Source organism: Paraburkholderia sp. BR13444, from assembly GCF_040948755.1.
GTDB lineage: Bacteria > Pseudomonadota > Gammaproteobacteria > Burkholderiales > Burkholderiaceae > Paraburkholderia > Paraburkholderia youngii.
In genome coordinates this window covers 201,507-221,728 of sequence record NZ_JBFPKM010000004.1, presented here as the reverse complement: position 1 = coordinate 221,728, position 20,222 = coordinate 201,507, and the positions used below count along the sequence as shown (strand labels likewise).

The following is a 20,222-nucleotide window of genomic DNA, read 5'->3' as shown; positions in this document are numbered from 1 at the left end:
CAACGAAAGAGCGGCGGCACGCGCATGGGTGCCGCCGCTCTTTTCCATTGCCGCCGCTTTGCGAGCCGCAAAGCTCAGTGATGCGCGCGCGACGCCCGCGTTTGCGCGGCCTTTTTCGCGGCAGCGGAGCGTCCAGCCGCGCCTTTGGTCGCCGCGGCCTTCTTGGCTGCGGCCGAGCGGCTCGCGGCAGGCCGCTTGGCCGCCGCCGACTTCGCCTGCTTCGACATCGCCGCCGACGACGCCCCGGCCTTGCTCTCGCGCTTGAGCACGCTCTCCGACACACGCGAGCGTTTAGCGCTCGACTCCTTGCTCGCGCTCTTCTTTGCAGCGCCGGCGTGCTTGCCCGCCGCACTGTCCTTCTGCGCTTTCTTGCGGGTCGCCTCGCTCGTCGCGCCCTTCTTCGGCGGCTTTAGGTCGACACCGGCGCGCCGCGCCTCGGACAGCCCGATCGCGATCGCCTGCTTCGGTGAGCGCACGCCGTGCTTGCCGGCGCGGACCTTGTCCACCTGTTCCTTGACGAACTCTCCCGCTTGGGTACTCGCTGATTTGCCCGCGCGTTTATCGGCCGCGGCACGCTTCAAGGTTTTCTGCTCTGGCATGACGGTTCTCCGGTTGTGGGTGACGCTCTTATGGTTCAGCAACGAGCGTGCCGCAACGCCCATCCGCGCTCTGGTCCGACGACAGATACGGGCGGGACTCGCGTGCGTCGGCGGGACGGCGTATGGTTGTGGACATGGGACGGGAGTCAGCGCCGAGGCGCCGACTCAAATCGACCGCTTGCACGGAGACAGCCATGAAGATAGTTACGGTTCGCGCTGGCGCACATATCGAGGGCGTGCACTGGATCGCCGAGTACGTCGAAGACGTCCACGAAATTCGCGTGTTTCGCGAGGGGCAGGAAGTGGACGTGCACAACGCACCGTCCACCCTGTTCGGCGATGAAGAAAACGCGGGCTCGAAAAACACCGCCGATCATCGCGCGATGGAAGCGGCCGTGCTCGCTTATCTGAAGCGCTTCGTCATGGAGCACGACGCGGAAGAGTAGGTTTCACCGGCGGCAGAAGCCGCTGCTGAAGCGCCTTTACCAACACTCACGCGGTTATCGCGCGGCAGTCACGACGGACCGCCGCGCGCCGCGTCCTCAATCCGCCGGCCGCAGTTTTTTCACCTCGGCGTCCGATGGCTGCACGCTCGCGCCATCCACATAGCGGTACGACGTCATCACACCCTTGCCGTCCTTCACGCCGGTCACGCCGACATACGCGCCCATCGTCGACTGATTGTCCTGCGCGCGGTACGTGATCGGACCGAACGGCGTCTGCACGTTGAGCCCCTTGAACGCGGCGGCGAGTTTGTCCGCATCGGTCGAACCCGCCTTCTTGATGCCGTCCGCGATCGACATCAGCGCCGAATAGCCCACCACCGAGCCCAACCGCGGATAGTCGTGATATTTGGCCCGATACGCGTCGACGAACTGCTTGTTCGCGGCGGTATCGATCGAATACCACGGGTAGCCAGTCACGATCCAGCCGGTCGGCGCTTCGGCGCCGAGCGGATCGAGGTAGTCGGGTTCGCCGGTCAAGAGCGACACCACCGCGCGATCCTTGAAGAGCCCGCGCGTATTACCCTCGCGCACGAACTTGCCGAGGTCGGCGGCAAACAGCACGTTGAAGATCGCGTCCGGCTTCGCGTCGGCGATCGCCTGGGTCACGGCGCCCGCGTCGACGTTGCCGAGCGGCGTCGCCTGTTCGACGACGAACTGCACGTCCGGCTGAGCGGCCGTCAGCAGCTTCTTGAAGGTCGCCACCGCCGATTGCCCGTACTCGTAGTTCGGATACACGATTGCCCAGCGCTTCTTTTTCAGCTTCGCGGCCTCGGGCACCAGCATCGCGACCTGCATATAGGTCGAAGGACGCAGACGGTACGTGTATTTGTTGCCATCGGCCCAGACGATCTTGTCGGTCAGCGGTTCGGCGGCGAGGAAGAAGATCTTCTTCTGCTTCGCGAAGTCGGCGAGCGCGAGGCCCGTGTTCGACAGGAAGCCGCCGAACAGCAGCTGTACCTGCTCACGCGCGATCAGTTCCTGCGCGACGCGGATCGTGTCGCCGGGGTTGCCGCCGTCGTCGCGCGAAATCACTTCGAGCTGCTTGCCGAGCACGCCGCCCGCCGCGTTCACCTGCTCGAGCGCGAGATTCCAGCCTTGCCTGTAAGGCCCGAGAAAGGCGGGCTGCGCCTTGTAGCTATTGATCTCGCCGATCTTGATGGTCTGCTGGGCGCTCGCGCCGAGCGCGGCAACCGAGCACACGGTCGACACCATGAGGCGAGAGATCCATCCTGCGCGCGTGGTCATGCGTTACTCCGTAATCAAAAAGGAATGGTGGGTTTTGTCAGACGTGCGAACGGGCGGACGGGCAAGCGCACGGACCTGCGCAGCTGCCGCGGCGGCTCATTGCTCGCGCGGTTCCGCGCGGATTCTGGCCACGTTCGCGGCGACGTCCCGCCATGCCGGCTCGCCGCTCGCGAACTGCGCGCGAACTGCGCGCGCAGGTACGACACGAGCTCGGCGACCTGGGCGTCGTTCAAACTATCGTGGTAAGCCGGCATCGTACCGAGTTCGGGCCGCGCAGGCGAGCCGATGCCGTCGAGAGTCACGCGAATCAGGTTGTCCGGCGCCGCGCGGCCGCCAATCGCCGGCGCCATCGGCCTATCCTTCCGCCGACATTACCGGATGAATTCACACGCTCAGATAAGCGCGCTTCACTGCTTCGTTCCGTGCGAGCTCGCCGATGGTGCCGCTGAAACGGATTTGCCCTTTTTCGAGCACATACCCGCGGTCGCTGACCAACTCGGCGAAGTGCAGATTCTGTTCCGACAGCAGAATGGATAGCCCTTCGCGCTTCAGTTCGAGAATCATGTTCGCCATCTGCTCGACGATCACCGGCGCGACGCCTTCGGACGGTTCGTCGAGCAACACCAGATACGGATTGCCCATCAGCGTGCGTGACACGGTCAGCATCTGCTGCTCGCCGCCGCTCATCTGGCCGCCGGGGCGCTTCGGCATTTCGCCGAGATTCGGAAACAGGCGGAACAGCTTTTCTGGCGTCCATTGCGGCGCGCCTTCGCGCGGCGGCTGGCGGCCGGTGTCGAGGTTCTCCATCACCGACAGATCCGCGAACACGCGGCGGTCCTCGGGCACGAAGCCGACGCCCATGCGCGCGATCTTGTACGGCGCAAGCGCACTGATGTTCTGGCCGCGAAACGTGACTTCGCCGTGGCGGTGCGGCAGCAGTCCCATCACCGCTTTCATCGTCGTCGATTTGCCGGCGCCGTTGCGGCCCATCAGCGCGACCACTTCGCCACGGCCGACTTCGAGGTCGACGTCGAACAGGATATGCGCGCGGCCGTAGAACGCATTGAGGCCGGAGACTTTCAACATCGGTTCGCTCATCGCTGCGCTCCCCGGCCATTCTGCGCATTGCCGTCCGCGTCCTGCAGCGCCGCGTGCGGCCGGAACATCTTGCCCGTGCCGAAATAGACTTCCTGCACGCGCGGGTCGTTGCGGATCGTATCGCCGTCGCCTTCGGCGATCAGCTTGCCGCGCGCGAGCACGATCATCCGGTCCGCGTGTGCGAATACGACGTCCATGCTGTGCTCGGTGAACAGCACGCCGATCCTGCGTTCGGTCACCAAACGCCTGGTCAACGCCATCAATTCGTTGCGCTCCTTCGGCGCCATGCCCGCGGTCGGTTCGTCCATCAACAGCAGCTTCGGCCGGTTCGCGAGCGCGATCGCGAGTTCGACGCGCTTCACGTCGCCATACGCGAGCACCCCGCACGCGCGTTTCGCGTGCTCCCTCATACCGACCTGTTCGAGCAGCGCGAACGCTTCGTCGGCATAGCGCGAGCCCGCTGGTTTCCAGACACCGAAGGTCTTTTTTTCGCGCGACACCAGCGCCATCTGCACGTTTTCAAGCACCGTCATCGAGTTGAACGTCGCGGCGATCTGGAATGTGCGACCGACGCCGCGCCGCCAGATATCGCGCGGCCGCATGCCGACGAGTTCATGACCGTCGAGCAGGATCGATCCCGACGATGGCTGCAACTGACCGTTGACCATGTTGAAACAGGTCGATTTGCCCGCGCCGTTGGGGCCGAGCAGCGCCAGCAGTTGACCGGCTTCGAGCTCGAATGAAACGTCATCGACCGCCTTCAGTCCTCCGAACGATCGCGACAGACCGCTCACGCGCAGCAGGCTCATAGGCCCTCCTTGACCGCGGCGGTCCGTTGCGATGGCGACGCGGCGCCGCCGTTGGACTTATCCGCCTGATCGTCGTTCGTGTCGCCGAAACGCTCGCGAATGAAGCCGACGATTCCCTGCGGAAACGCGATCACCAGCAGCAGGATCGCGAAGCCGAGCAGCGCCTGCCAGTAGTCGGTCTGTCGCGCGACCGTGTCCTGCAGCCACGTGAACACGGCCGCGCCGACGATCGGCCCGCTCAAGGTCTGCAAGCCGCCGAGCAGCACCATCACTAGGCCATCGACCGAGCGGCTCACGCTGATCACTTCGGGCGAGATATTGCCCTTCGAAAACGCGTACAGCGATCCGGCGAGTCCGCAGAACAACGCCGCGATCACGAACGACGCCCACTGCACGCGCTTCACGTCGATGCCGATCGCCTCGGCGCGCAGCGCGGAATCGCGCGACGCGCGCATCGCGTAGCCGAGCGGCGAGAACAGCATGCGGCGCAACAGCCCCACGCCGAGCACCGCGCACGCTAGCGTCAGGTAGTAGAACGCGACCGGCGAGGACAGCCAGTTCGACGGCCATAGTCCGAGAATGCCGTTGCTGCCGCCCGTCACATCGTCCCACTGGAACACGACCGACCAGACGATCTGCGCGAACGCGAGCGTCAGCATCGCCAGATAGACGCCGGACAGGCGCACGCAGAACCAGCCGAACACGAGCGCGCCGACCACCGCGAGCAGCGGCCCGAGCAGCAACGCGGCTTCCATCGGCAGATTCAGCACTTTGAGAAACAGCGCCGCGCCGTATGCACCGAGTCCGAAGTACGCGGCATGGCCGAATGAATGCAGACCGCCCGGGCCCATGATGAAATGCAGACTCGTCGCGAACAGCACCGCGATCAGGATTTCCACGAGCAGCACCGGCACATACGGAAACGCGTTGGCCGCGAGCGGCGCCAGAGCGAGCACTAGCAACACGACGGCGGCGAGCCACTTCAGACGCTTGCCCGCTGGACGCAATGGCGCTGCCGGCGCACCCATCGCGCGCACCGCGGCACTTGCGCGGCCAAGCAGCCCCCAAGGCCGCACCACCAGCACGACCGCCATCACGACGAATTCGGCCACCAGCGTAAAGCGGCTCAGCGACAAACCGATGCCGAAGATCGTCACATGGCCGATGCCAATGCACAGCGCCTTGATCTCGGCGATCAGCAACGCCGCGATGAACGCGCCCGGAATCGAACCCATGCCGCCGACCACGACGACCACGAACGCATTGCCGATCGTCTCCAGGTCGAGCGACAGGTTCGCCGACATGCGCGGCCCTTGCAGCGCGCCGCCCAGTCCCGCCAGAAACGCGCCGATGAAGAACACGCCGGTAAACAGCCATGCCTGATTGATGCCGAGCGCGCCGAGCATCTCGCGATCTTGCGTCGCGGCGCGCACCAGCGTGCCCCAACGCGTGCGCGTCAACGCGTACCACAGCAGCAGCAAGACGACGGGACCGATCACGATCAGTGCGATGTCGTAAGTGGGCAGCGGATGGCCGAGAAAGTCGACCGCGCCCGCGAGATGCGGCGCGCGCGGACCGAACAGGTCGTCGGGGCCCCAAAGCCAGAGCGCGGCGTCGCGAAAGATCAGCACGAGCGCAAAGGTGGCGAGCAGATGGAACAGCTCGGGCGCCTGATAGATCCGCCGCAGCACCACGATTTCGACGAGCGCGCCCAGCACCGCGACCGCGAGCGCGGCACCCAGCACCGACAGCCAGAAGCCGCCTGCGGTCTGGCCAAAGCGGCTCGCGATGCTGTACGCGACGTAGATGCCGAACATATAGAACGAGCCATGCGCAAAGTTGACGATGCGCGTCACGCCGAAGATCAACGACAAACCGGCGGCGACCAGAAACAGCGTCGACGCGTCGGCGAGTCCATTGACCAGTTGTACCAGCAGATTCGAAAGCATCGTGACCCTCGGCAGCTCGCCGAACGGCGCGCACAACATGTGCTGCGGCCCGATCGACGGACGTTGCAGCGCGGGCGGCACCATGCGCGCCCGCGTCAAAGGCAGCACACTACCAGCGAAATAACCCGCGCAACAAGCGAAGGGCGTCCTTGTGGGCGAGCGGCACGTCGATCGCGGTGCTGAGCGTGCCGATCTTCTTCGCCGACGGCACCCGAGCCGCGCCTTTCTCGGCCGCCGCGCGCAGCGGCGCGCCGAGCTCCGGATGCAGGATCGCGGCCGCATGTTCGAGCTCGCCCGCCTCGCCGACGATCGCCAACTTGCCGTAGCTTTGCGCCTCGCCGGGCGCGATGCCGATTACTTCGACGCAGCGCTTGCCGAGCAGCGTGCCGAGCTTCGCCTCGTAGCGGCCCGCATACGCATTATCGATCACGGCGATCGCGACCGCACGGCGCGCGGCGGCTCGACGGTCTGGCTGCACGACCAGCTTGCGAAGCCTGATTGCCATTTCTGCTCTCCGAGGTTCGTTGCATTGCGGTTTGCTGTGAATTGGTGTGCACCGCTTCAGTTTCAGCGCAAGCCATACTTGCCGACAATCGCCCGTTCGCGAGGGCGCCCACCCGCGCATGCACGCGCTGCCCCGTGCTCATTACGATGATGTAGACGATCTCGTCGGCGGCCGGGGCGCCGGGCACGCGTACCTCGATCGCATCGAAGTGGCTGCGCACGTAGCTCGCGTTAACATGCGCGAGCGGCACGTCGAGCGCGGTGGACGGCGCGCCGACTTTCTTCGTCGACGGCACGATCGCGTTGGTCGGCACGCCGTGCTTTTCGAGCAGTTCGCGCATCGCGTAGCCACCGGGCACGTGCCATAGCGCACCGTGCTCGAGCTCGCCGCGCGCGCCGACGATCGCGCCCTTGCCATAGCTCTCGATCGACGCATGCGGCACCGCCATCGCCGCGAGCAGCCGCTGCGCCATATCGAAGCCGATCGGCTTCAGCGTTTCCATGGCGGGTTCGATGTTCGGCTCGTAGCGCGGTTGCGCGGGTGCGGGGGCCGAACTCGTGGAAGATGTCTTCGACGTGCGTCAGCACGCGGCGTATTTCGAACACGGAGCCTCCGTTGTCAGTGAAGCGCGCGTGGCGGACAACGCGCACGAATCGTCGATGCTTGCGACCCGCGCCCGTCCTTGCCGGAACAGCGCGGCGCCTTCCGTGTGCGTCGGCCCACTCGCCAGCACGCTCTCCAACGAGCGCACCGCATCGACGTGCATAGAAAAATATCGGGGCGCCGAATTCGCGAACGCCGTGCAGATTCCTTCGATATCAATCCCGAACGGCGCACATTCATTCACAACGACAACAAGCGTTCTTGTTTTGCGTCTTTCGTTTGCTGCGGCTTTCGCCCATCTCCGAACGTATCCCCCAAACTCGTATTTGCCGTGATCTTTCGCGACCGTTTGCGCTCGCCTCTGCCGGCTCGATACAGGGATGCAGATCAAACTGACGCATATCTTAAAAATTGTATTCAACCAGTTGGTCTGGTGTAATCGTTGGTTCGTACAACCAATGAGGAAACTACAATGGTGTGGATTTACAAACACGCGAGCGGCGAGCTGTATCACGATGATGACTTCATTACCGATGACGGATATGCAGGCAAGGGCATACACAAGAACAAACACGATAGCCAGTATGTCCGCGACCTTGGACCGATCCCCGTCGGTCTGTATGAAATTACGGCACCGTTTCCGCACCATAAAACTGGACCGTTTTCGATGCGGCTCAACCCTGTTGCGGGAACGAGCTTGGGCGGGCGCGACGGCTTCATGATCCACGGCGACAGCAAGACTGACCCCGGCAACGCATCCAATGGCTGTATTGTTCTGCATCTGCAATACCGGAAGAAAATCTGGAACAGTGGCGACAGAATGCTTAGGGTGGAACATCCATGAAGCGCACTGTTGTAGCCCTGCTGCTATCCCTTCCCGCGTTGTTATGCGCGGCGCAATCTCAACCAGAACCCCAATGCGACAGGTGGCCGACCAACATAGCCGAGGGGAGACTAAAAAAAGCCGGCCTGCTCGGCAATATCGACTACACGAAAACAAAAGCGGTGCAATTGGCGTCCGAGAAAATTGGAAAATCGGAGGATGGCGAACAGTTACGGCGCGAGGTCTATCACATCACCTTCCACGAAGAAAACGGAGACAAGGTCAAGGTGATTGCTGTGAACGACGCTGGCGAATTTGAATGCTCAATGAGCGCTGTAGAAGTCTTTGTGGTTTCGAGGCATTTGCCGTCAAGAGTCGAGGCTGACAGAATGTTCAAGCAGATTGAGTGAGGGCCTTTGAATCCATGAAACACGCTATTGCAGTCCTGCTGCTATCCCTTCCCGCATTATGCCTGGCGCAAGGCAGACCGAACCCGCCATGCGACAGGTGGCCGACCAACATCGCAGAAGGGAGACTAAAAAGCGCTGGCATGCTTGGCAGTATCGACTATACGAAAACCGAAGCCGTGCAACTCGCGTCCGAAAAAATTGGAAAATATGAGGATGGCGAACAGATGTGGCGTGAGGTCTATCACATCACCTTCCGCGAAAAAAGCGGAAACAAGGTCAAGCTGATTGCTGTGAACGAAGGAGCAGGCGAATTTGAATGCTCGATAGGTGGGATCGACGTCTTTATTGTTTCAGGTCATTTGCCATCACGCGACGCCGACAGAGTATTCAAGCAGATAGAGTGAGGCTTTGATTCCATGAAACACGTTTTTGCAGTCCTGCTGGTATCCGTTCCCGCGCTATGCCTAGCGGAAACCGGCCCATCCCCCCCATGCGGCGACCGATTTCCGGCCTATGTGGCCCAGATGGCGGTGAGAAAAACAGACATCCTCTCCTTGGATTTCGATGCTACGAAAACAAAAGCCGTGCGACTGGCGTCCGAGAAGATCGGTAAATACGAAGATGGCGAACAAAAGTGGCGCGGGGTCTATCAGATCACCTTTGAGGAGCGAAATGGAAATAAGATCAAGCTGGTTGCTGTGTATGAGATAGGCGAACTGGAGTGCACGATTCGCGACGAACAGTTTCTTATCGTTTCGAAACAGTTGCAGCGTGTCAGCGGGGACACTCGGTACAGGCAGATCGAGTGACTCGCGCCGGTTCAGACGCGGACCCGCTTCGCACGGGTCTTTTTTACATTGAGCAAGGAGTCGGCCTTGCGTCGTTGTACTTAGCTCTGCCCGTCAATTTTAAAGATGGAGGTAGGCGTGGGCGCTCTTTCCATTTGGCACTGGCTGGTGTTTGTTCTTGTTGTCGTCATCGCGGAGATTATCCCACTATGGCTGATCCTGAAGAAGGCGGGATATGCGGGAGTCTGGTCGCTGCTTGCCTTCATTCCGGTGGTGAACGTCGTTCTACTGTGGTTCATTGCCTTGGCCCGCTGGCCTGCATTGAACTCGAGACAGTCCTGACCTGTCGCGTCCGGTCTGAACGTGCAGATGCCGGCAAGCGTCATAGCGACGACCGCCGCATAAAAAACGCGCGACGGAAATATCCGTCGCGCGTTTGCTGATTGGCTCTGAAAACTACGAGCGCTCGTCTTTACGACTTCGCCACCGCGGCCGCCGCATCGTCCTCGCGGAACAGCTTGTCGGCCAGGTGGAACGCTGAGTTGGCCGCCGGCACGCCGACATAAATCGCGGTCTGCAACAGCACTTCCTTGATCTGTTCGCGCGTCACGCCGTTGTTCTTCGCGGCGCGCAGGTGCAGCGCGAGTTCTTCGCTGCGATTCAACGCAACCATCATCGCGATCGTCAGCAGGCTGCGCGTATGACGCGGCAGACCTTCACGCGTCCAGATCTCGCCCCACGCATAGCGCGTGATCAGGTTCTGGAACTCCTCGGTCAGCTCGGTGCGGTTCGCGAGCGAACGGTCGACGTGCGCGTTGCCCAGCACCGCGCGACGTACGCCCATTCCGGCTTCGTAACGGTCTTCGTCGTTCATTTTGCCTCCGTCAGGAAGTCGAGCACGGTCTTCGTGAACTCGTCGACTTTCTCGATGTTGGAAATATGCGAAGCGTCGAGCTCGACGTAGCGTGCGCCCGGAATCGACTGTGCGAGTTCGCGGCCCTGCGCGGGCGTGGCGGCGAGGTCGTGCGTGCCGCTGATCACGAGCGTCGGCAGCTTGATGCCCGGCGTTTCGGGACGCAGATCGGCCGCGTCGATCGCGTCACAGTTCGATGCATAGCCTTCCTTGTCGGTATGCACGAACACGTCGCGGATCATCGCGAGCACGACCGGCTCACGCTCGATGAAGTCTGCCGTGAACCAGCGCGGCAGCACCGCGTCGGCGAGTGCGAGCATGCCTTCCGAGCGCGCTTTCGCGGCGCGCGGCACCCAGACTTCCGGCGAGCCGATGCGCGCGGCCGTATTGCACAGCACGACGCGCTCGAAGCGGTCGCCGTGACGCGCGGCGAGCCCGATGCCGGTCAGGCCGCCCATCGAAATGCCGCAGAAATTCGCGCGCGCGATCTTCAGCGTATCCATCAGACCGAGCACGTCGCCGGTCAGTTGCTCGATCGTGTACGGCCCCTTCGGCGCCTCAGAATGGCCGTGACCGCGCGTATCGTAGCGCAGCACGCGGAAGTGCTTCGACAACGCCGCGACCTGCGGCGTCCACATGGACATATCGCAGCCGAGCGAATTCGACAGCACGAGCCACGGCGCGTGGCCGTGACGGTCGCCGTCGATGCGATAGTGAAGCTCGGTGCCGTTGACTGCGGCGTAGGGCATGCCGGTTACTCCTTGGAATGGGCGCGCTGCGCGCGCGTGGTGTGAAGCGTCAGCGCGGCGTCGACATATGCGTGCGCCTGGCCGACGTATTGAACGGGATCGAGCAGCTGCTCGAGGCGCTCGATCGAAAGATGTTCGGTGACGGCCGCGTCGGCGGCAAGCACGTCGTACAGCGTCTTGCCGTCGCGGATCGCCGCCTTCGACGCGCGCTCGACCAGATGATGCGCGTCGAGCCGGCCGATGGCATCGCCGAGCGCGAGCATCACCGCTTCGCCGAGGATCAGCCCGTGCGTGACGTCGAGATTCTTCGCGAGTCGCGGCACGTTCACGTTCAAGCCGGACGCGATCTGTTCGATGTTCGCGAGCGCGCCGCCCGCGAGACGCGCGAGATCCGGCAGCGCGTCCCATTCGGCTTGCCAGCCGCCGAGCGCGCGTTCGTGCTCCTGCACCATGCCGGCGAACACGGTTGCGACCAGGCCGGGCGCGCGCGTCGCGGCCGTCAGCACCGCCGCGCAACCGACCGGGTTGCGCTTGTGCGGCATCGTCGACGATCCGCCCTTGCCGGCCGCGGCCGGTTCGGCGAGCTCGTCGATTTCGGTTTGCATCTGCAGCGACACATCTCGCGCGATCTTGCCGAGCGTGCCGATCAGCATGCCGAACAGCGACGCCGTCTCGGCGATGCGATCGCGCTGCGTATGCCACGGCAAGGTCGGCACCGCGAGCCCGAGTTCCTTGGCGAGCGACTGCGTGACCTGCGGCGCCGCCTCGCGCAGACTCGCGAGCGTGCCGGCCGCGCCGCCGAATTGCAGCACCAGCACGCGCTCTCGCAGCGCATCGAGCCTATCGCGATGTCGCAGCAGCGCGTCGAGCCATTGCGCGAACTTCAGACCCAGCGTGATCGGCAGCGCCTGTTGCAGCCATGTGCGGCCGATCATCGGCGTCGCGCGATGGGTGGCCGCGAGTTTCGCGATCGCGTCGCAGGTGGCTTGCAGGCCGCTGTCGAGCAGGTCGAAGGTGTCGCGCAGTTGCAGTACCGTCGCGGTGTCGATGATGTCCTGGCTCGTCGCGCCCCAATGCACGTATTTGCCCGCTTCGGCGTCCGCGGCTTTGACGCGTGCGGTCAGTTGCTTGACGAGCGGAATCGCGAGGTTGCCGCCGAGCGCGGCGTCGCGTGCGAGCGCGTCGGCGTCGAGTTGGTCGGCCTGGCAGGCCGCTTCGATCGCGGGGACGGCGGATTCGGGAATGACTTTGTGCGCGGCGGAGGCGCGCGCGAGTGCGGCTTCGACGTCGAGCATTCGCTGCAGCGTGGCACGCGGCGCCCAGATGTCGTTCATCGGCTGTGTGCCGCAAAGAAGGCCAGTCAGACGGGCGCTGGAGTCGAGCATGGTGACGACGATGTTTGAGGGAATCGGAAGTGAAGAAACGGCGCGGCGCGGCGGGTCGAAGCAGACACCGCGGTGGACCGGCGCTTGTAGTGCGCTCGTGCCATATGTATGCCGCACTATGTGCTGCGTATTGTGCGCCAAACGCGGGCAGGCTGTCGCTGAAGTTGCCAGGCCAGCGCTGACGAAGAGTTTGCCTCGTCAGCGCTGGCCCGTTTGCGCAATGCTGCCTTCAGACGAAGCGCCATCGATGCGGCCGCAAGGCAGGCCGCCGCCGCGACGCCTCAGCCACGCATCAGGCCGCGCGTGCGGCCTGGGTGCCGTCGGTCATCGGCACGCCGGTCAGCTTCAGCAGTTCGTCGAAGCCGATGTCCGTGAAAATCTCGCGCACGACGAGGCCTTCCTTCGTCACGTCGATCATCGCGAGGTCCGTATAGATACGGGTCACGCAGGCGATACCGGTGACTGGGTACGAGCACTCGGCGGTGATCTTGCTTTCGCCTTGCTTGGTCAGGTGCTCCATCATCACGTAGACCTGCTTCGCGCCGATCGCGAGGTCCATCGCACCGCCGACCGCCGGAATCGCGTCCGGTGCGCCGGTGTGCCAGTTCGCGAGGTCGCCCTTCGCCGACACCTGAAACGCGCCGAGCACGCAGAAGTCCAGATGGCCGCCGCGCATCATCGCGAACGAATCCGCGTGATGGAAGTAGGCGCCGCCCGTCAGCAGCGTGACGTGCTGTTTGCCGGCGTTGATCAGTTCGTCGTCTTCCTCGCCCTTCGCCGGTGCCGGGCCCATGCCGAGCAGACCGTTTTCGCTGTGCAGGAAGATTTCCTTGTCGGCGGCGAGGTGGTTCGCCACCAGCGTCGGCACGCCGATGCCGAGGTTCACGTAAGCGCCTTCAGGGATGTCCTGGGCAACGCGCTTGGCCATTTCATCGCGGGTCAGTTTCTTCATGTCGGTCTCCGGGTCAGGCAGCAGCGTCGTGAGGATTGGGCGTGGGGAGATGCGCCGCTTGCGGCACTTCGATCACGCGTTGCACGAAAATACCGGGCGTGACGATTTCTTCCGGATCGAGGCCGCCGAGCGGCACCACTTCCGACACCTGCACGATTGCGGTCTTCGCGGCGCTCGCCATGATCGGCCCGAAGTTACGCGCGGTCTTGCGATAGATCAGGTTGCCCCAGCGGTCGCCCTTGTACGCCTTGATCAGCGCGAAGTCCGCATGCAGCGGCGACTCGAGCACGTAGTGACGGCCGTCGATCAGTCGGGTTTCCTTGCCCTCGGCGAGCTTGGTGCCGTACGCGGTCGGCGTGAAGAAGCCGCCGATGCCCGCGCCCGCCGCGCGGATGCGCTCGGCGAGATTGCCTTGCGGCACGAGTTCCAGTTCGATTTCGCCGGCGCGATAGAGCGCGTCGAACACATACGAGTCGGTCTGGCGCGGGAACGAGCAGATGATCTTGCGCACGCGCTTGGCCTTCAGCAGCGCCGCGAGGCCGATGTCGCCATTACCTGCGTTGTTGTTGACGATGGTCAGGTTGCGCGCGCCCTGTTCGATCAGCGCGTCGATCAGTTCGGACGGCATGCCGGCCGTGCCGAAGCCGCCGATCATGACGGTCGCGCCATCGTGGACATCGGCGACCGCCGATTGAAGTGTCTCGAAAATCTTGTTGATCATGTCGAATTTCCTTTGGGGGCGCTACGTGCCGCTGGGCTGACAGCTCTCACCAACCTGGCTCGCGGCAAAGCTCGCGCGGAAACAGTCTCCGGGCATGCTGGCGACGGCTCGCGAGGGAGAGAGCGGGCTGGCGCCTTCGATTGATTCGCCGCTGAATTTTGTTCGTTACATGAACAGTGATTCGTTTAGCGAACGCTCCGGCGATTATGGTTGTCCTGTGGGCGGATTGTCAAGGCAGGGAAACCCCCTTCATCATAGGTCGCCGCACGCGGCGGCGAAGGTGCGGGTAGCCCTCGTCGAGTGCTCGCCCTGCGCGCGAAAAAGCCGGCCGCGCAAAATCCCACTATGCTTATGGGCGATTTTTCAACTAGGCTCTATAGCGATACGGCATAGGCACCGCCTTGCCTTGCCCGCGCCGCGAGCCATAACTAGCATGTCCGAGACACATCTGGATCTGAATCTGATCCCCTATCTGGTTGCAATGGAAGACACGCGCAACGTGAGCCGCGCCGCCGAGCAGCTCGGCGTGAGCCAGCCGCGCGTGAGCACCGCGCTTGGCCGTCTGCGCGAATACTTCGACGATCCGCTGTTCGTGCGCACATCGAAAGGCATGGAGCCGACACCGCGCGCGCTCGCGATCCTGCCCGCCGCGCGCGACGCGCTGCTGCGCATCGAGAAAGGCATGCTCGACGTGCAGGACTTCGATCCGGCGACGAGCACGCACACGTTCTCGATCGCGCTGTCCGACGTCGGCGAGATCGTGTTCCTGCCGCGTCTTTTGCAGCTGTTCGCCGAGCGCGCGCCGTCGGCGAATCTGCGCTCGGTCACGTTGTCGCCGTCGCAGGTCGAACGCGGGCTCGAATCGGGCGACGTCGATCTCGCCGTCGGCTATTTTCCGGACCTGGCGGGCAACAACTTCTTTCAGCAGCGACTCTTCACCCACCGCTTCATCTGCCTGATGCGCAGCGGACATCCGCTGTCGAAGGGGCCGCTCACGCTTGAGCAATACGTGGCGTCGGGGCATGCGGTGGTGCGCGCCGAGGGACGCAGCCAGGAAGTGCTCGAGCAGTACCTCGAAAAGAAGCGCATCAAGCGACGCGCGGTGCTCGAAACGCCCCACTTCATGAGCCTGCCGTTCATCCTCGCGCGCACCGATCTGCTCGCGACCGTCCCGCACGCGATCGGCTTCGCGTACGTGTCGGAGCATGCGTCGATCATGCTCGTCGAGCCGCCGCTGCCGTTGCCGCGCTTCGACCTGCGGCAGCACTGGCATCGCAAGTTTCATAACGATCCGCGCCTCAGCTGGCTGCGCGGCGTGGTCGCCGAACTGTTCAACGATGCGATGGACGAATGGCCGAAGTAGCCGCTCGAGGCAAGTCCGCGACCGCCCCGGCAGCGAAAGGGACATCGGCATCTTCGGGCGCAAAACATGGAACAATGACCTCAGTTACTGACCCCACGCGCAGCGCAGCATCGACACGCGATCCAGGAGGACGACGCATGACCAGCAGCAAGGCAAAGAAAACCAAACCCGCAGCGGCCGTAGAACGCCCGAGCCGCGAAGAAGCTGAGGCAGCCGTGCGCGTGCTGCTGCGCTGGGCCGGCGACGATCCACAGCGCGAAGGCCTGATCGACACGCCGGCGCGCGTGACGCGCGCTTACGAGGAGTTCTTCGCGGGCTATCAGGTCGATCCGCGCGAAATCCTCGCGCGTACCTTCTCCGAAGTGGACGGCTACGACGAAATGATCGTGCTGAAGGACATCCGCTTCGAAAGCTACTGCGAGCACCATATGGTGCCGATCATCGGACGCGCGCACGTCGCGTATCTGCCGAATCATCGCGTGGTCGGCATTTCGAAGCTCGCGCGTCTAGTCGATGCGTTCGCGAAGCGGCTGCAGATCCAGGAAAAGATGACGGTGCAGATCGCCGATACGCTGAACGACGTGCTGCAACCGGCCGGCGTCGGCGTGATTCTTGAAGCCGCGCATCAGTGCATGTCGACGCGTGGCGTGCATAAAGCGGGCGTCACGATGGTCACCTCGCGCATGCTCGGCACGTTCCGCACCGATCCGTCGACCCGGCGGGAGTTTCTGGCGATCGTCGGGAATCCGGGCGTGGTGGCCATGCCGAATGCCTGATGCGGTGAACGCAGGGGCTGTTTGGGGTTCGCTGACGATGCAGCCCCCGCCCCTGCGAATCCTGTGTGCGGCCCCGCGCGCACTCTCTTCACGCTCACCGGCAACGTCGTGGTGGGCAGGTGGGGTTGACAGTTAGTTGCGCCTTGACGATCACCCCCCCGCCCAATCCACCCCCTCCCCACGCGCACCGCCCACAAGCCATCGCCTATGCTGAAATCCAAGGTGCGCATGGCAGCCCACCAGCAGCAACAGGAGCGGCTCAATTGGTCGAGTTTCCGTTGTCGGCGATTTCAACCTGGGGCAGCGCGATCGTGTTCGTCAACGTCCTGCTGACGCGCCTCGGCGTACCGATCCCGGCCGTGCCGATGCTGCTGTTCGCGGGCTCGGCGATCGCCGCGGGCACCCTGTCGTTCTGGCCGACTCTCGGCGCGGCGGTGCTAGGCGCCTTGATGGGCGACGGCACCTGGTTCGCGGCCGGCCGGCTGTATGGCCGCAAGCTGCTCGCATGGCTCGGCCGCCTGTCGCCCGTCGTCGATACGAGGCTCGAAATGGCGCGCTCGCTATTCGAACGCTATGGCATGCCGCTCGTGTCGATTTCCAAGTTCGTGCCTGGGCTCGGCCTGATCACGCCACCGCTGATGGGCACGACCGCCGTCGACATCCGCATCTACGCACTATGGGATCTGGCGAGCGTGATCACGTGGGCGACTTTCTGGCTGCTTGGCGGCGCGGCGGTGGAGCGCGAGGTGCATATGCTGCGCGCATTCGTCGAACGGCGCGGCGGCACACTCGCCGACATCCTTCTTGTGGTGGCGCTGGCCTATCTGCTCTACCGGCTGTATCTGCGATATGACGAACGACGTCGGTTCAGGCGAGCCGCGTCGGCCCCGGCCACGCCGATGCTGGCCGCGCCGACGCACGCGTCACCGGCGAGCGACGCATCGAGACTGCCATGGAGCTGGCGGCACTCGAGTCGCCTGAGCCGCACGGCGCCGTCCCGCGTGCTCGATGCGCGGCCCGGTGCACCACTGCTCGATCTGCGAGGCCAGATCCCCGACGCGCTCGCGCTCGATCCTCACTCGCCCGAACTGATCGACGGTGCACTGCGCACGCACGACGTGGTCATCTATTGCATCTGTCCGGACAGCGCGACCGCGCTCGAAGTCTCGCAACATATGCGCCGCAACGGCTACACGCGGATTCGCGCACTACGCGGCGGGCTCGATGCATGGCGGCGGCGCGGCTTCCCGGTGGGCTCGCTGGCTTACGCGGACGGTATGGCGGCCGATCAGCCACGCCCGGCGTGGCGGGGCGAAACTGCAGCTGCAGTGACGTTGCGCGGTTTCGCGCCGCGCAGCGTGGAGCGCGCCTGAATCGCGCTGCGTCGCGGCCATTTGGGCCGAGCGAGCGCTCACGCTCACGTGAAAGGATACCTGGCGTCAGAGCGCCGCGCCCGTACTCGACGCCCCCTGCACCGCCGAATACTCTTCCCACTGCGCCGACCGGGTGCGATTGCGCCCTTCGTTCTTCGCCACATAGAGCTGCGCGTCAGCGGCGGCCAGCAGCTCGGCTCCGTTGGCGAAATCCGTGGCGCCCGGCAGCGCCGTGGCGCAGCCGACGCTTACCGTCACCGCCTGCGGCGCATCGTGTCCACGCACGATGACGCGGTTTTCCACCTTGCGGCGAATTTGCTCCGCGACCGTGAACGCGCCCCGCGCGGAGGTATCCGGCAGCACCACCGCGAACTCTTCGCCGCCGTAGCGCGCGACCAGATCGACCGAGCGCCGCGCCACAGACGCGATGCAATCCGCCACCGCGACCAATACTTCGTCGCCGCTCTCATGGCCGTAGGTGTCGTTGAAACGCTTGAAGTGATCGATATCGATGAACAGCACCGACAGCGGCTTGTCGTCGCGCCGCGCGCGCTTCCATTCGTCGTCGAGCCGCTTGTCGAGCACCCGGCGATTGCTGAGCCCGGTCAGCGAATCGGTCGAGGCGAGACGCAGCAGCGCGGCCTGCGCGCGCTGTTTGTCGCGCAGCGCGAACGCGAGCAGCCACGACACGACCACGAACACCGCACCAAACCCGATGGTCAGTGCAGCCGCCACGTGGCTGCGATGCTGCCACGGCGCGAGCACGTCGTCGACGGCGGGCGCGATCGCCACGATCAGCGGCGTGCCGGGTACGTGCGCGTACGTAACGATGCGACGCACACCGTCGACCGGCGAGACCGATACGTAGGTCCCGGAGTCGTGCGCGGTCATCGGTACGAAGGTCGGCGACTTTGCGACGCTCGCGCCGATATCGCGCCCGTCGACCGGCTTGCGCGCGAGCAGCGTGCCGTCCGCCATCACGATGGAAACCGAACCCTGCTCGCCGGGGTCGATCCGGTCCAGCAGGTGCTGGAAGTACTCGATGCGAATCGCGAGCAGAGCGATGCCGGCGAAGTTGCCCTGCGCATCGTCGATGCGCCGCGTCAGCGCGATCGACGGCTTGCCGCCGCGCAGCCGCGACATGAACGGATGCGAGAAATACAGGCCCGCCGCCGGGTTGCGCAGTTGCACCTGAAAGTATTCGCGGTCGTCGAGATGGACGGTGGTGTTGGCGTCGTCGTACTGTGCGGCCGCTACTTCGCCGTCGGCGCCGACGACATACGCACCGCCGAGAAAGGCGGCGGTGGTCGCGGGATCGAACAGCTTCGCCTGGCGTGCCGGGACCGGCAGCGTCCAGGTGTCCGGACTGCGCGCGGCATCCACCATCGATTGCAACGACAGGTTATAGATTTCGGCGTTGCGCGCGAGATCCGCGGAAATGATCGACACGAGGTTTTGCGAGGTCTGGCGCGCATGATCGAGCATTTCGCGGCGGCCTTCGCCGACTTCGACCGCAGTCAGGATCGACATCGCCAACGCGACGAGCGTGCCGGCGACGCCGGCCACCCACGGGCGGTTGCCCACATAGCGGGTCATCCCGGCTCGAACGGCATGCAACGTCAGGCGCAACCGATGACGCAGCGAAAGCCCATTCTGTGCCACGCTCCTCGCCTCCTTTCGCGGACGATTCTTTCGGACCGGCAGCGCGGTGCGCAGGGCATGTTGGGCTGCGGGTCCTCCGCGCCAGCGAGACGAGAGCACTCGCTCAGCCCAGTAGCTCCGACGCCGCGCGCAAGCGGCGTTTGCGTTTCCTGTCGAGCCAGGCCAACGCGGCTTCGATGTGGTCCGCGTCGGCAAGCGACGCCGCATTGTCGCGCAACAGCGCTTCGCTGGCGACGGTATCGTTGAGCAAGCCGAAGCGCTTCTGAAGCTTTTTCAGCCGCTTGAGCGTGCGCTTATGGCTGATTTTAAGCACCGGGCCGAAAAACTCGAACAGATAGCGCAGTTTCTTGCCCGCTTTTCTGACATCGTGGAAGGCCGCGTAATTCGAGCGTTTTGCATGGCGCGCGCGTTTCATGCGTTTCTTCAACGAGCGCTCCGACGCCCGAATGCGCCGAGCGGCAAATTTGCGCAACGCAATATCCGCATCGTGCGTGGCGTGAAGTTCCCCGGAAGTGGTGGCCAACGCATCGCGCAACAGATGTTTGACGTCGGCATTCAACAACGTCTCGCGGCTGGTCGCCAGCGTGTCGCGGCGCGTCTGCTCGAGCTTCGGCATCAACGCTCGTGCGTCGCCGCCTTCCTGCTTGAGCAACTCGATCAGGATGTCCCAATCGCGCGTTTTACCCGCCGCGGTGGCGAGGAACTTATAGACGGCGCGCTGGCGAGAATTTTCGCCCTTGTCGAGCAGCGGTGCGAACGCCCACCACAACGAACGCAAACGCCGCAGTGACACACGCAGTTTGTGCAGCGCTTCGGGTGACGGGTCGTCGTGTATGCCTTTGGCGAGTCTGATCGCCTCATCCACCAGTGGCGCGGCGTAGGAAGTAAAGGCCCGCTGCGCCGATTCTTCGGGTACCGGCTCGTTGGCTGTTTCACTGTCTTGCTTCATCGATGCTCCCGGAAACATGACCGTATTTCCAGCGTAGCAAGATC

21 protein-coding genes and 4 pseudogenes are annotated in these 20,222 nt (G+C 64.0%); 9 read left to right on the top strand and 16 right to left on the bottom strand.

The window, feature by feature from the left end; genetic code table 11:
- Nucleotides 1–74: 74 nt before the first annotated feature.
- On the bottom strand, nt 75–599 hold the full coding sequence (locus AB3X95_RS13645; RefSeq protein ID WP_368621591.1) for a DUF6496 domain-containing protein: 525 nt from the start codon (nt 597–599) through the stop codon (nt 75–77).
- A 194-nt stretch (nt 600–793) separates the two neighbouring features.
- Here AB3X95_RS13645 and AB3X95_RS13640 point away from each other — a divergent pair, with 194 nt between their 5' ends.
- The gene (locus AB3X95_RS13640; protein ID WP_176125892.1) at nt 794–1,045 is read left to right on the top strand and encodes a hypothetical protein; all 252 of its coding nucleotides are present in this window, start codon (nt 794–796) and stop codon (nt 1,043–1,045) included.
- A gap of 96 nt (nt 1,046–1,141) precedes the next feature.
- On the opposite strand, the gene AB3X95_RS13635 is transcribed toward AB3X95_RS13640, so the two are convergent.
- From AB3X95_RS13635 to AB3X95_RS13600, 8 genes and pseudogenes are all read right to left on the bottom strand, one after another.
- Nucleotides 1,142–2,350, bottom strand: coding sequence for an ABC transporter substrate-binding protein (locus AB3X95_RS13635; RefSeq protein ID WP_368621590.1), 1,209 nt, complete (start codon nt 2,348–2,350; stop codon nt 1,142–1,144).
- A 96-nt stretch (nt 2,351–2,446) separates the two neighbouring features.
- Nucleotides 2,447–2,676: pseudogene (locus AB3X95_RS13630) on the bottom strand (cytochrome c); the annotation flags it as partial.
- Nucleotides 2,677–2,734: 58 nt separating this feature from the next.
- Nucleotides 2,735–3,448, bottom strand: coding sequence for an ABC transporter ATP-binding protein (locus tag AB3X95_RS13625; protein ID WP_176125890.1), 714 nt, complete (start codon nt 3,446–3,448; stop codon nt 2,735–2,737).
- Nucleotides 3,445–4,257 carry an ABC transporter ATP-binding protein gene (locus tag AB3X95_RS13620; protein ID WP_368621589.1) on the bottom strand — a complete coding sequence of 271 codons (813 nt, stop codon included), beginning with the start codon at nt 4,255–4,257 and terminating at the stop codon, nt 3,445–3,447. The genes AB3X95_RS13625 and AB3X95_RS13620 overlap by 4 nt, the downstream gene beginning before the upstream one ends.
- A complete protein-coding gene (locus AB3X95_RS13615) occupies nt 4,254–6,206 on the bottom strand; it encodes an ABC transporter permease (protein WP_368621814.1) in 1,953 nt (650 codons plus the stop codon). Before AB3X95_RS13615 ends, AB3X95_RS13620 begins: the two co-directional genes overlap by 4 nt.
- A gap of 142 nt (nt 6,207–6,348) precedes the next feature.
- Nucleotides 6,349–6,711: pseudogene (locus tag AB3X95_RS13610) on the bottom strand (amino acid synthesis family protein); the annotation flags it as partial.
- 62 nt (nt 6,712–6,773) lie between these two features.
- Nucleotides 6,774–7,316, bottom strand: a pseudogene (locus tag AB3X95_RS13605) (amino acid synthesis family protein).
- Nucleotides 7,292–7,417 (bottom strand): annotated as a pseudogene (locus AB3X95_RS13600) (UPF0280 family protein); the annotation flags it as partial. The pseudogenes AB3X95_RS13605 and AB3X95_RS13600, both read right to left, overlap by 25 nt.
- Nucleotides 7,418–7,786: 369 nt before the next feature.
- Here AB3X95_RS13600 and AB3X95_RS13595 point away from each other — a divergent pair.
- From AB3X95_RS13595 to AB3X95_RS13575, 5 genes are all read left to right on the top strand, one after another.
- The gene (locus AB3X95_RS13595; RefSeq protein WP_176125887.1) at nt 7,787–8,158 is read left to right on the top strand and encodes a tlde1 domain-containing protein; all 372 of its coding nucleotides are present in this window, start codon (nt 7,787–7,789) and stop codon (nt 8,156–8,158) included.
- Nucleotides 8,155–8,547: a hypothetical protein gene (locus AB3X95_RS13590; RefSeq protein ID WP_176125886.1), complete on the top strand. Its 393-nt coding sequence runs from the start codon at nt 8,155–8,157 to the stop codon at nt 8,545–8,547. The genes AB3X95_RS13595 and AB3X95_RS13590 overlap by 4 nt, the downstream gene beginning before the upstream one ends.
- Nucleotides 8,548–8,561: 14 nt before the next feature.
- Nucleotides 8,562–8,951 carry a hypothetical protein gene (locus AB3X95_RS13585; protein WP_176125885.1) on the top strand — a complete coding sequence of 130 codons (390 nt, stop codon included), beginning with the start codon at nt 8,562–8,564 and terminating at the stop codon, nt 8,949–8,951.
- A 12-nt stretch (nt 8,952–8,963) separates the two neighbouring features.
- The gene (locus AB3X95_RS13580; RefSeq protein ID WP_176125884.1) at nt 8,964–9,356 is read left to right on the top strand and encodes a hypothetical protein; all 393 of its coding nucleotides are present in this window, start codon (nt 8,964–8,966) and stop codon (nt 9,354–9,356) included.
- Between the two features lie 117 nt (nt 9,357–9,473).
- Nucleotides 9,474–9,677 (top strand): hypothetical protein, encoded by a 204-nt coding sequence (locus AB3X95_RS13575; protein WP_176125883.1) that lies wholly within the window; start codon nt 9,474–9,476, stop codon nt 9,675–9,677.
- Between the two features lie 130 nt (nt 9,678–9,807).
- Here AB3X95_RS13575 and pcaC read toward each other — a convergent pair whose 3' ends face one another.
- The 5 genes from pcaC to AB3X95_RS13550 form a co-directional block, all read right to left on the bottom strand.
- A complete protein-coding gene (gene pcaC / locus AB3X95_RS13570; RefSeq protein ID WP_176106674.1) occupies nt 9,808–10,209 on the bottom strand; it encodes a 4-carboxymuconolactone decarboxylase in 402 nt (133 codons plus the stop codon).
- Entirely contained in the window at nt 10,206–10,997 is a 792-nt protein-coding gene (gene pcaD, locus AB3X95_RS13565) for a 3-oxoadipate enol-lactonase (protein ID WP_013092339.1), read from the bottom strand. Before pcaD ends, pcaC begins: the two co-directional genes overlap by 4 nt.
- Nucleotides 10,998–11,002: 5 nt before the next feature.
- Nucleotides 11,003–12,382 (bottom strand): 3-carboxy-cis,cis-muconate cycloisomerase, encoded by a 1,380-nt coding sequence (locus AB3X95_RS13560; protein ID WP_368621588.1) that lies wholly within the window; start codon nt 12,380–12,382, stop codon nt 11,003–11,005.
- Nucleotides 12,383–12,674: 292 nt separating this feature from the next.
- Entirely contained in the window at nt 12,675–13,334 is a 660-nt protein-coding gene (locus AB3X95_RS13555; RefSeq protein WP_176106677.1) for a 3-oxoacid CoA-transferase subunit B, read from the bottom strand.
- A gap of 13 nt (nt 13,335–13,347) precedes the next feature.
- On the bottom strand, nt 13,348–14,055 hold the full coding sequence (locus AB3X95_RS13550) for a 3-oxoacid CoA-transferase subunit A (protein WP_176106678.1): 708 nt from the start codon (nt 14,053–14,055) through the stop codon (nt 13,348–13,350).
- A 433-nt stretch (nt 14,056–14,488) separates the two neighbouring features.
- Between AB3X95_RS13550 and AB3X95_RS13545 the strand changes: the two genes are divergently transcribed.
- From AB3X95_RS13545 to AB3X95_RS13535, 3 genes are all read left to right on the top strand, one after another.
- The gene (locus AB3X95_RS13545) at nt 14,489–15,418 is read left to right on the top strand and encodes a LysR family transcriptional regulator (RefSeq protein ID WP_013092343.1); all 930 of its coding nucleotides are present in this window, start codon (nt 14,489–14,491) and stop codon (nt 15,416–15,418) included.
- 137 nt (nt 15,419–15,555) lie between these two features.
- A complete protein-coding gene (gene folE / locus AB3X95_RS13540) occupies nt 15,556–16,194 on the top strand; it encodes a GTP cyclohydrolase I FolE (protein ID WP_176125881.1) in 639 nt (212 codons plus the stop codon).
- A gap of 263 nt (nt 16,195–16,457) precedes the next feature.
- The gene (locus tag AB3X95_RS13535) at nt 16,458–17,567 is read left to right on the top strand and encodes a VTT domain-containing protein (protein WP_368621587.1); all 1,110 of its coding nucleotides are present in this window, start codon (nt 16,458–16,460) and stop codon (nt 17,565–17,567) included.
- 66 nt (nt 17,568–17,633) lie between these two features.
- On the opposite strand, the gene AB3X95_RS13530 is transcribed toward AB3X95_RS13535, so the two are convergent.
- Nucleotides 17,634–19,163, bottom strand: coding sequence for a diguanylate cyclase (locus tag AB3X95_RS13530; RefSeq protein ID WP_368621586.1), 1,530 nt, complete (start codon nt 19,161–19,163; stop codon nt 17,634–17,636).
- Between the two features lie 169 nt (nt 19,164–19,332).
- The gene (locus tag AB3X95_RS13525; RefSeq protein WP_368621585.1) at nt 19,333–20,178 is read right to left on the bottom strand and encodes a CHAD domain-containing protein; all 846 of its coding nucleotides are present in this window, start codon (nt 20,176–20,178) and stop codon (nt 19,333–19,335) included.
- Nucleotides 20,179–20,222: the final 44 nt, after the last annotated feature.

Excerpts from the sequence above, each read along its gene's own strand:
- AB3X95_RS13525 (WP_368621585.1), bottom strand. The coding sequence starts at position 20,178 with ATGAAGCAAGACAGTGAAACAGCCAACGAGCCGGTACCCGAAGAATCG.
- AB3X95_RS13545 (WP_013092343.1), top strand. The coding sequence starts at position 14,489 with ATGTCCGAGACACATCTGGATCTGAATCTGATCCCCTATCTGGTTGCA.
- AB3X95_RS13585 (WP_176125885.1), top strand. The coding sequence starts at position 8,562 with ATGAAACACGCTATTGCAGTCCTGCTGCTATCCCTTCCCGCATTATGC.
- AB3X95_RS13615 (WP_368621814.1), bottom strand. The coding sequence starts at position 6,206 with ATGCTTTCGAATCTGCTGGTACAACTGGTCAATGGACTCGCCGACGCG.
- AB3X95_RS13590 (WP_176125886.1), top strand. The coding sequence starts at position 8,155 with ATGAAGCGCACTGTTGTAGCCCTGCTGCTATCCCTTCCCGCGTTGTTA.
- AB3X95_RS13555 (WP_176106677.1), bottom strand. The coding sequence starts at position 13,334 with ATGAAGAAACTGACCCGCGATGAAATGGCCAAGCGCGTTGCCCAGGAC.
- AB3X95_RS13560 (WP_368621588.1), bottom strand. The coding sequence starts at position 12,382 with ATGCTCGACTCCAGCGCCCGTCTGACTGGCCTTCTTTGCGGCACACAG.
- AB3X95_RS13550 (WP_176106678.1), bottom strand. The coding sequence starts at position 14,055 with ATGATCAACAAGATTTTCGAGACACTTCAATCGGCGGTCGCCGATGTC.
- AB3X95_RS13640 (WP_176125892.1), top strand. The coding sequence starts at position 794 with ATGAAGATAGTTACGGTTCGCGCTGGCGCACATATCGAGGGCGTGCAC.
- AB3X95_RS13645 (WP_368621591.1), bottom strand. The coding sequence starts at position 599 with ATGCCAGAGCAGAAAACCTTGAAGCGTGCCGCGGCCGATAAACGCGCG.
- pcaD (WP_013092339.1), bottom strand. The coding sequence starts at position 10,997 with ATGCCCTACGCCGCAGTCAACGGCACCGAGCTTCACTATCGCATCGAC.
- pcaC (WP_176106674.1), bottom strand. The coding sequence starts at position 10,209 with ATGAACGACGAAGACCGTTACGAAGCCGGAATGGGCGTACGTCGCGCG.
- AB3X95_RS13530 (WP_368621586.1), bottom strand. The coding sequence starts at position 19,163 with ATGACCCGCTATGTGGGCAACCGCCCGTGGGTGGCCGGCGTCGCCGGC.
- AB3X95_RS13635 (WP_368621590.1), bottom strand. The coding sequence starts at position 2,350 with ATGACCACGCGCGCAGGATGGATCTCTCGCCTCATGGTGTCGACCGTG.
- AB3X95_RS13580 (WP_176125884.1), top strand. The coding sequence starts at position 8,964 with ATGAAACACGTTTTTGCAGTCCTGCTGGTATCCGTTCCCGCGCTATGC.
- folE (WP_176125881.1), top strand. The coding sequence starts at position 15,556 with ATGACCAGCAGCAAGGCAAAGAAAACCAAACCCGCAGCGGCCGTAGAA.
- AB3X95_RS13595 (WP_176125887.1), top strand. The coding sequence starts at position 7,787 with ATGGTGTGGATTTACAAACACGCGAGCGGCGAGCTGTATCACGATGAT.
- AB3X95_RS13620 (WP_368621589.1), bottom strand. The coding sequence starts at position 4,257 with ATGAGCCTGCTGCGCGTGAGCGGTCTGTCGCGATCGTTCGGAGGACTG.
- AB3X95_RS13625 (WP_176125890.1), bottom strand. The coding sequence starts at position 3,448 with ATGAGCGAACCGATGTTGAAAGTCTCCGGCCTCAATGCGTTCTACGGC.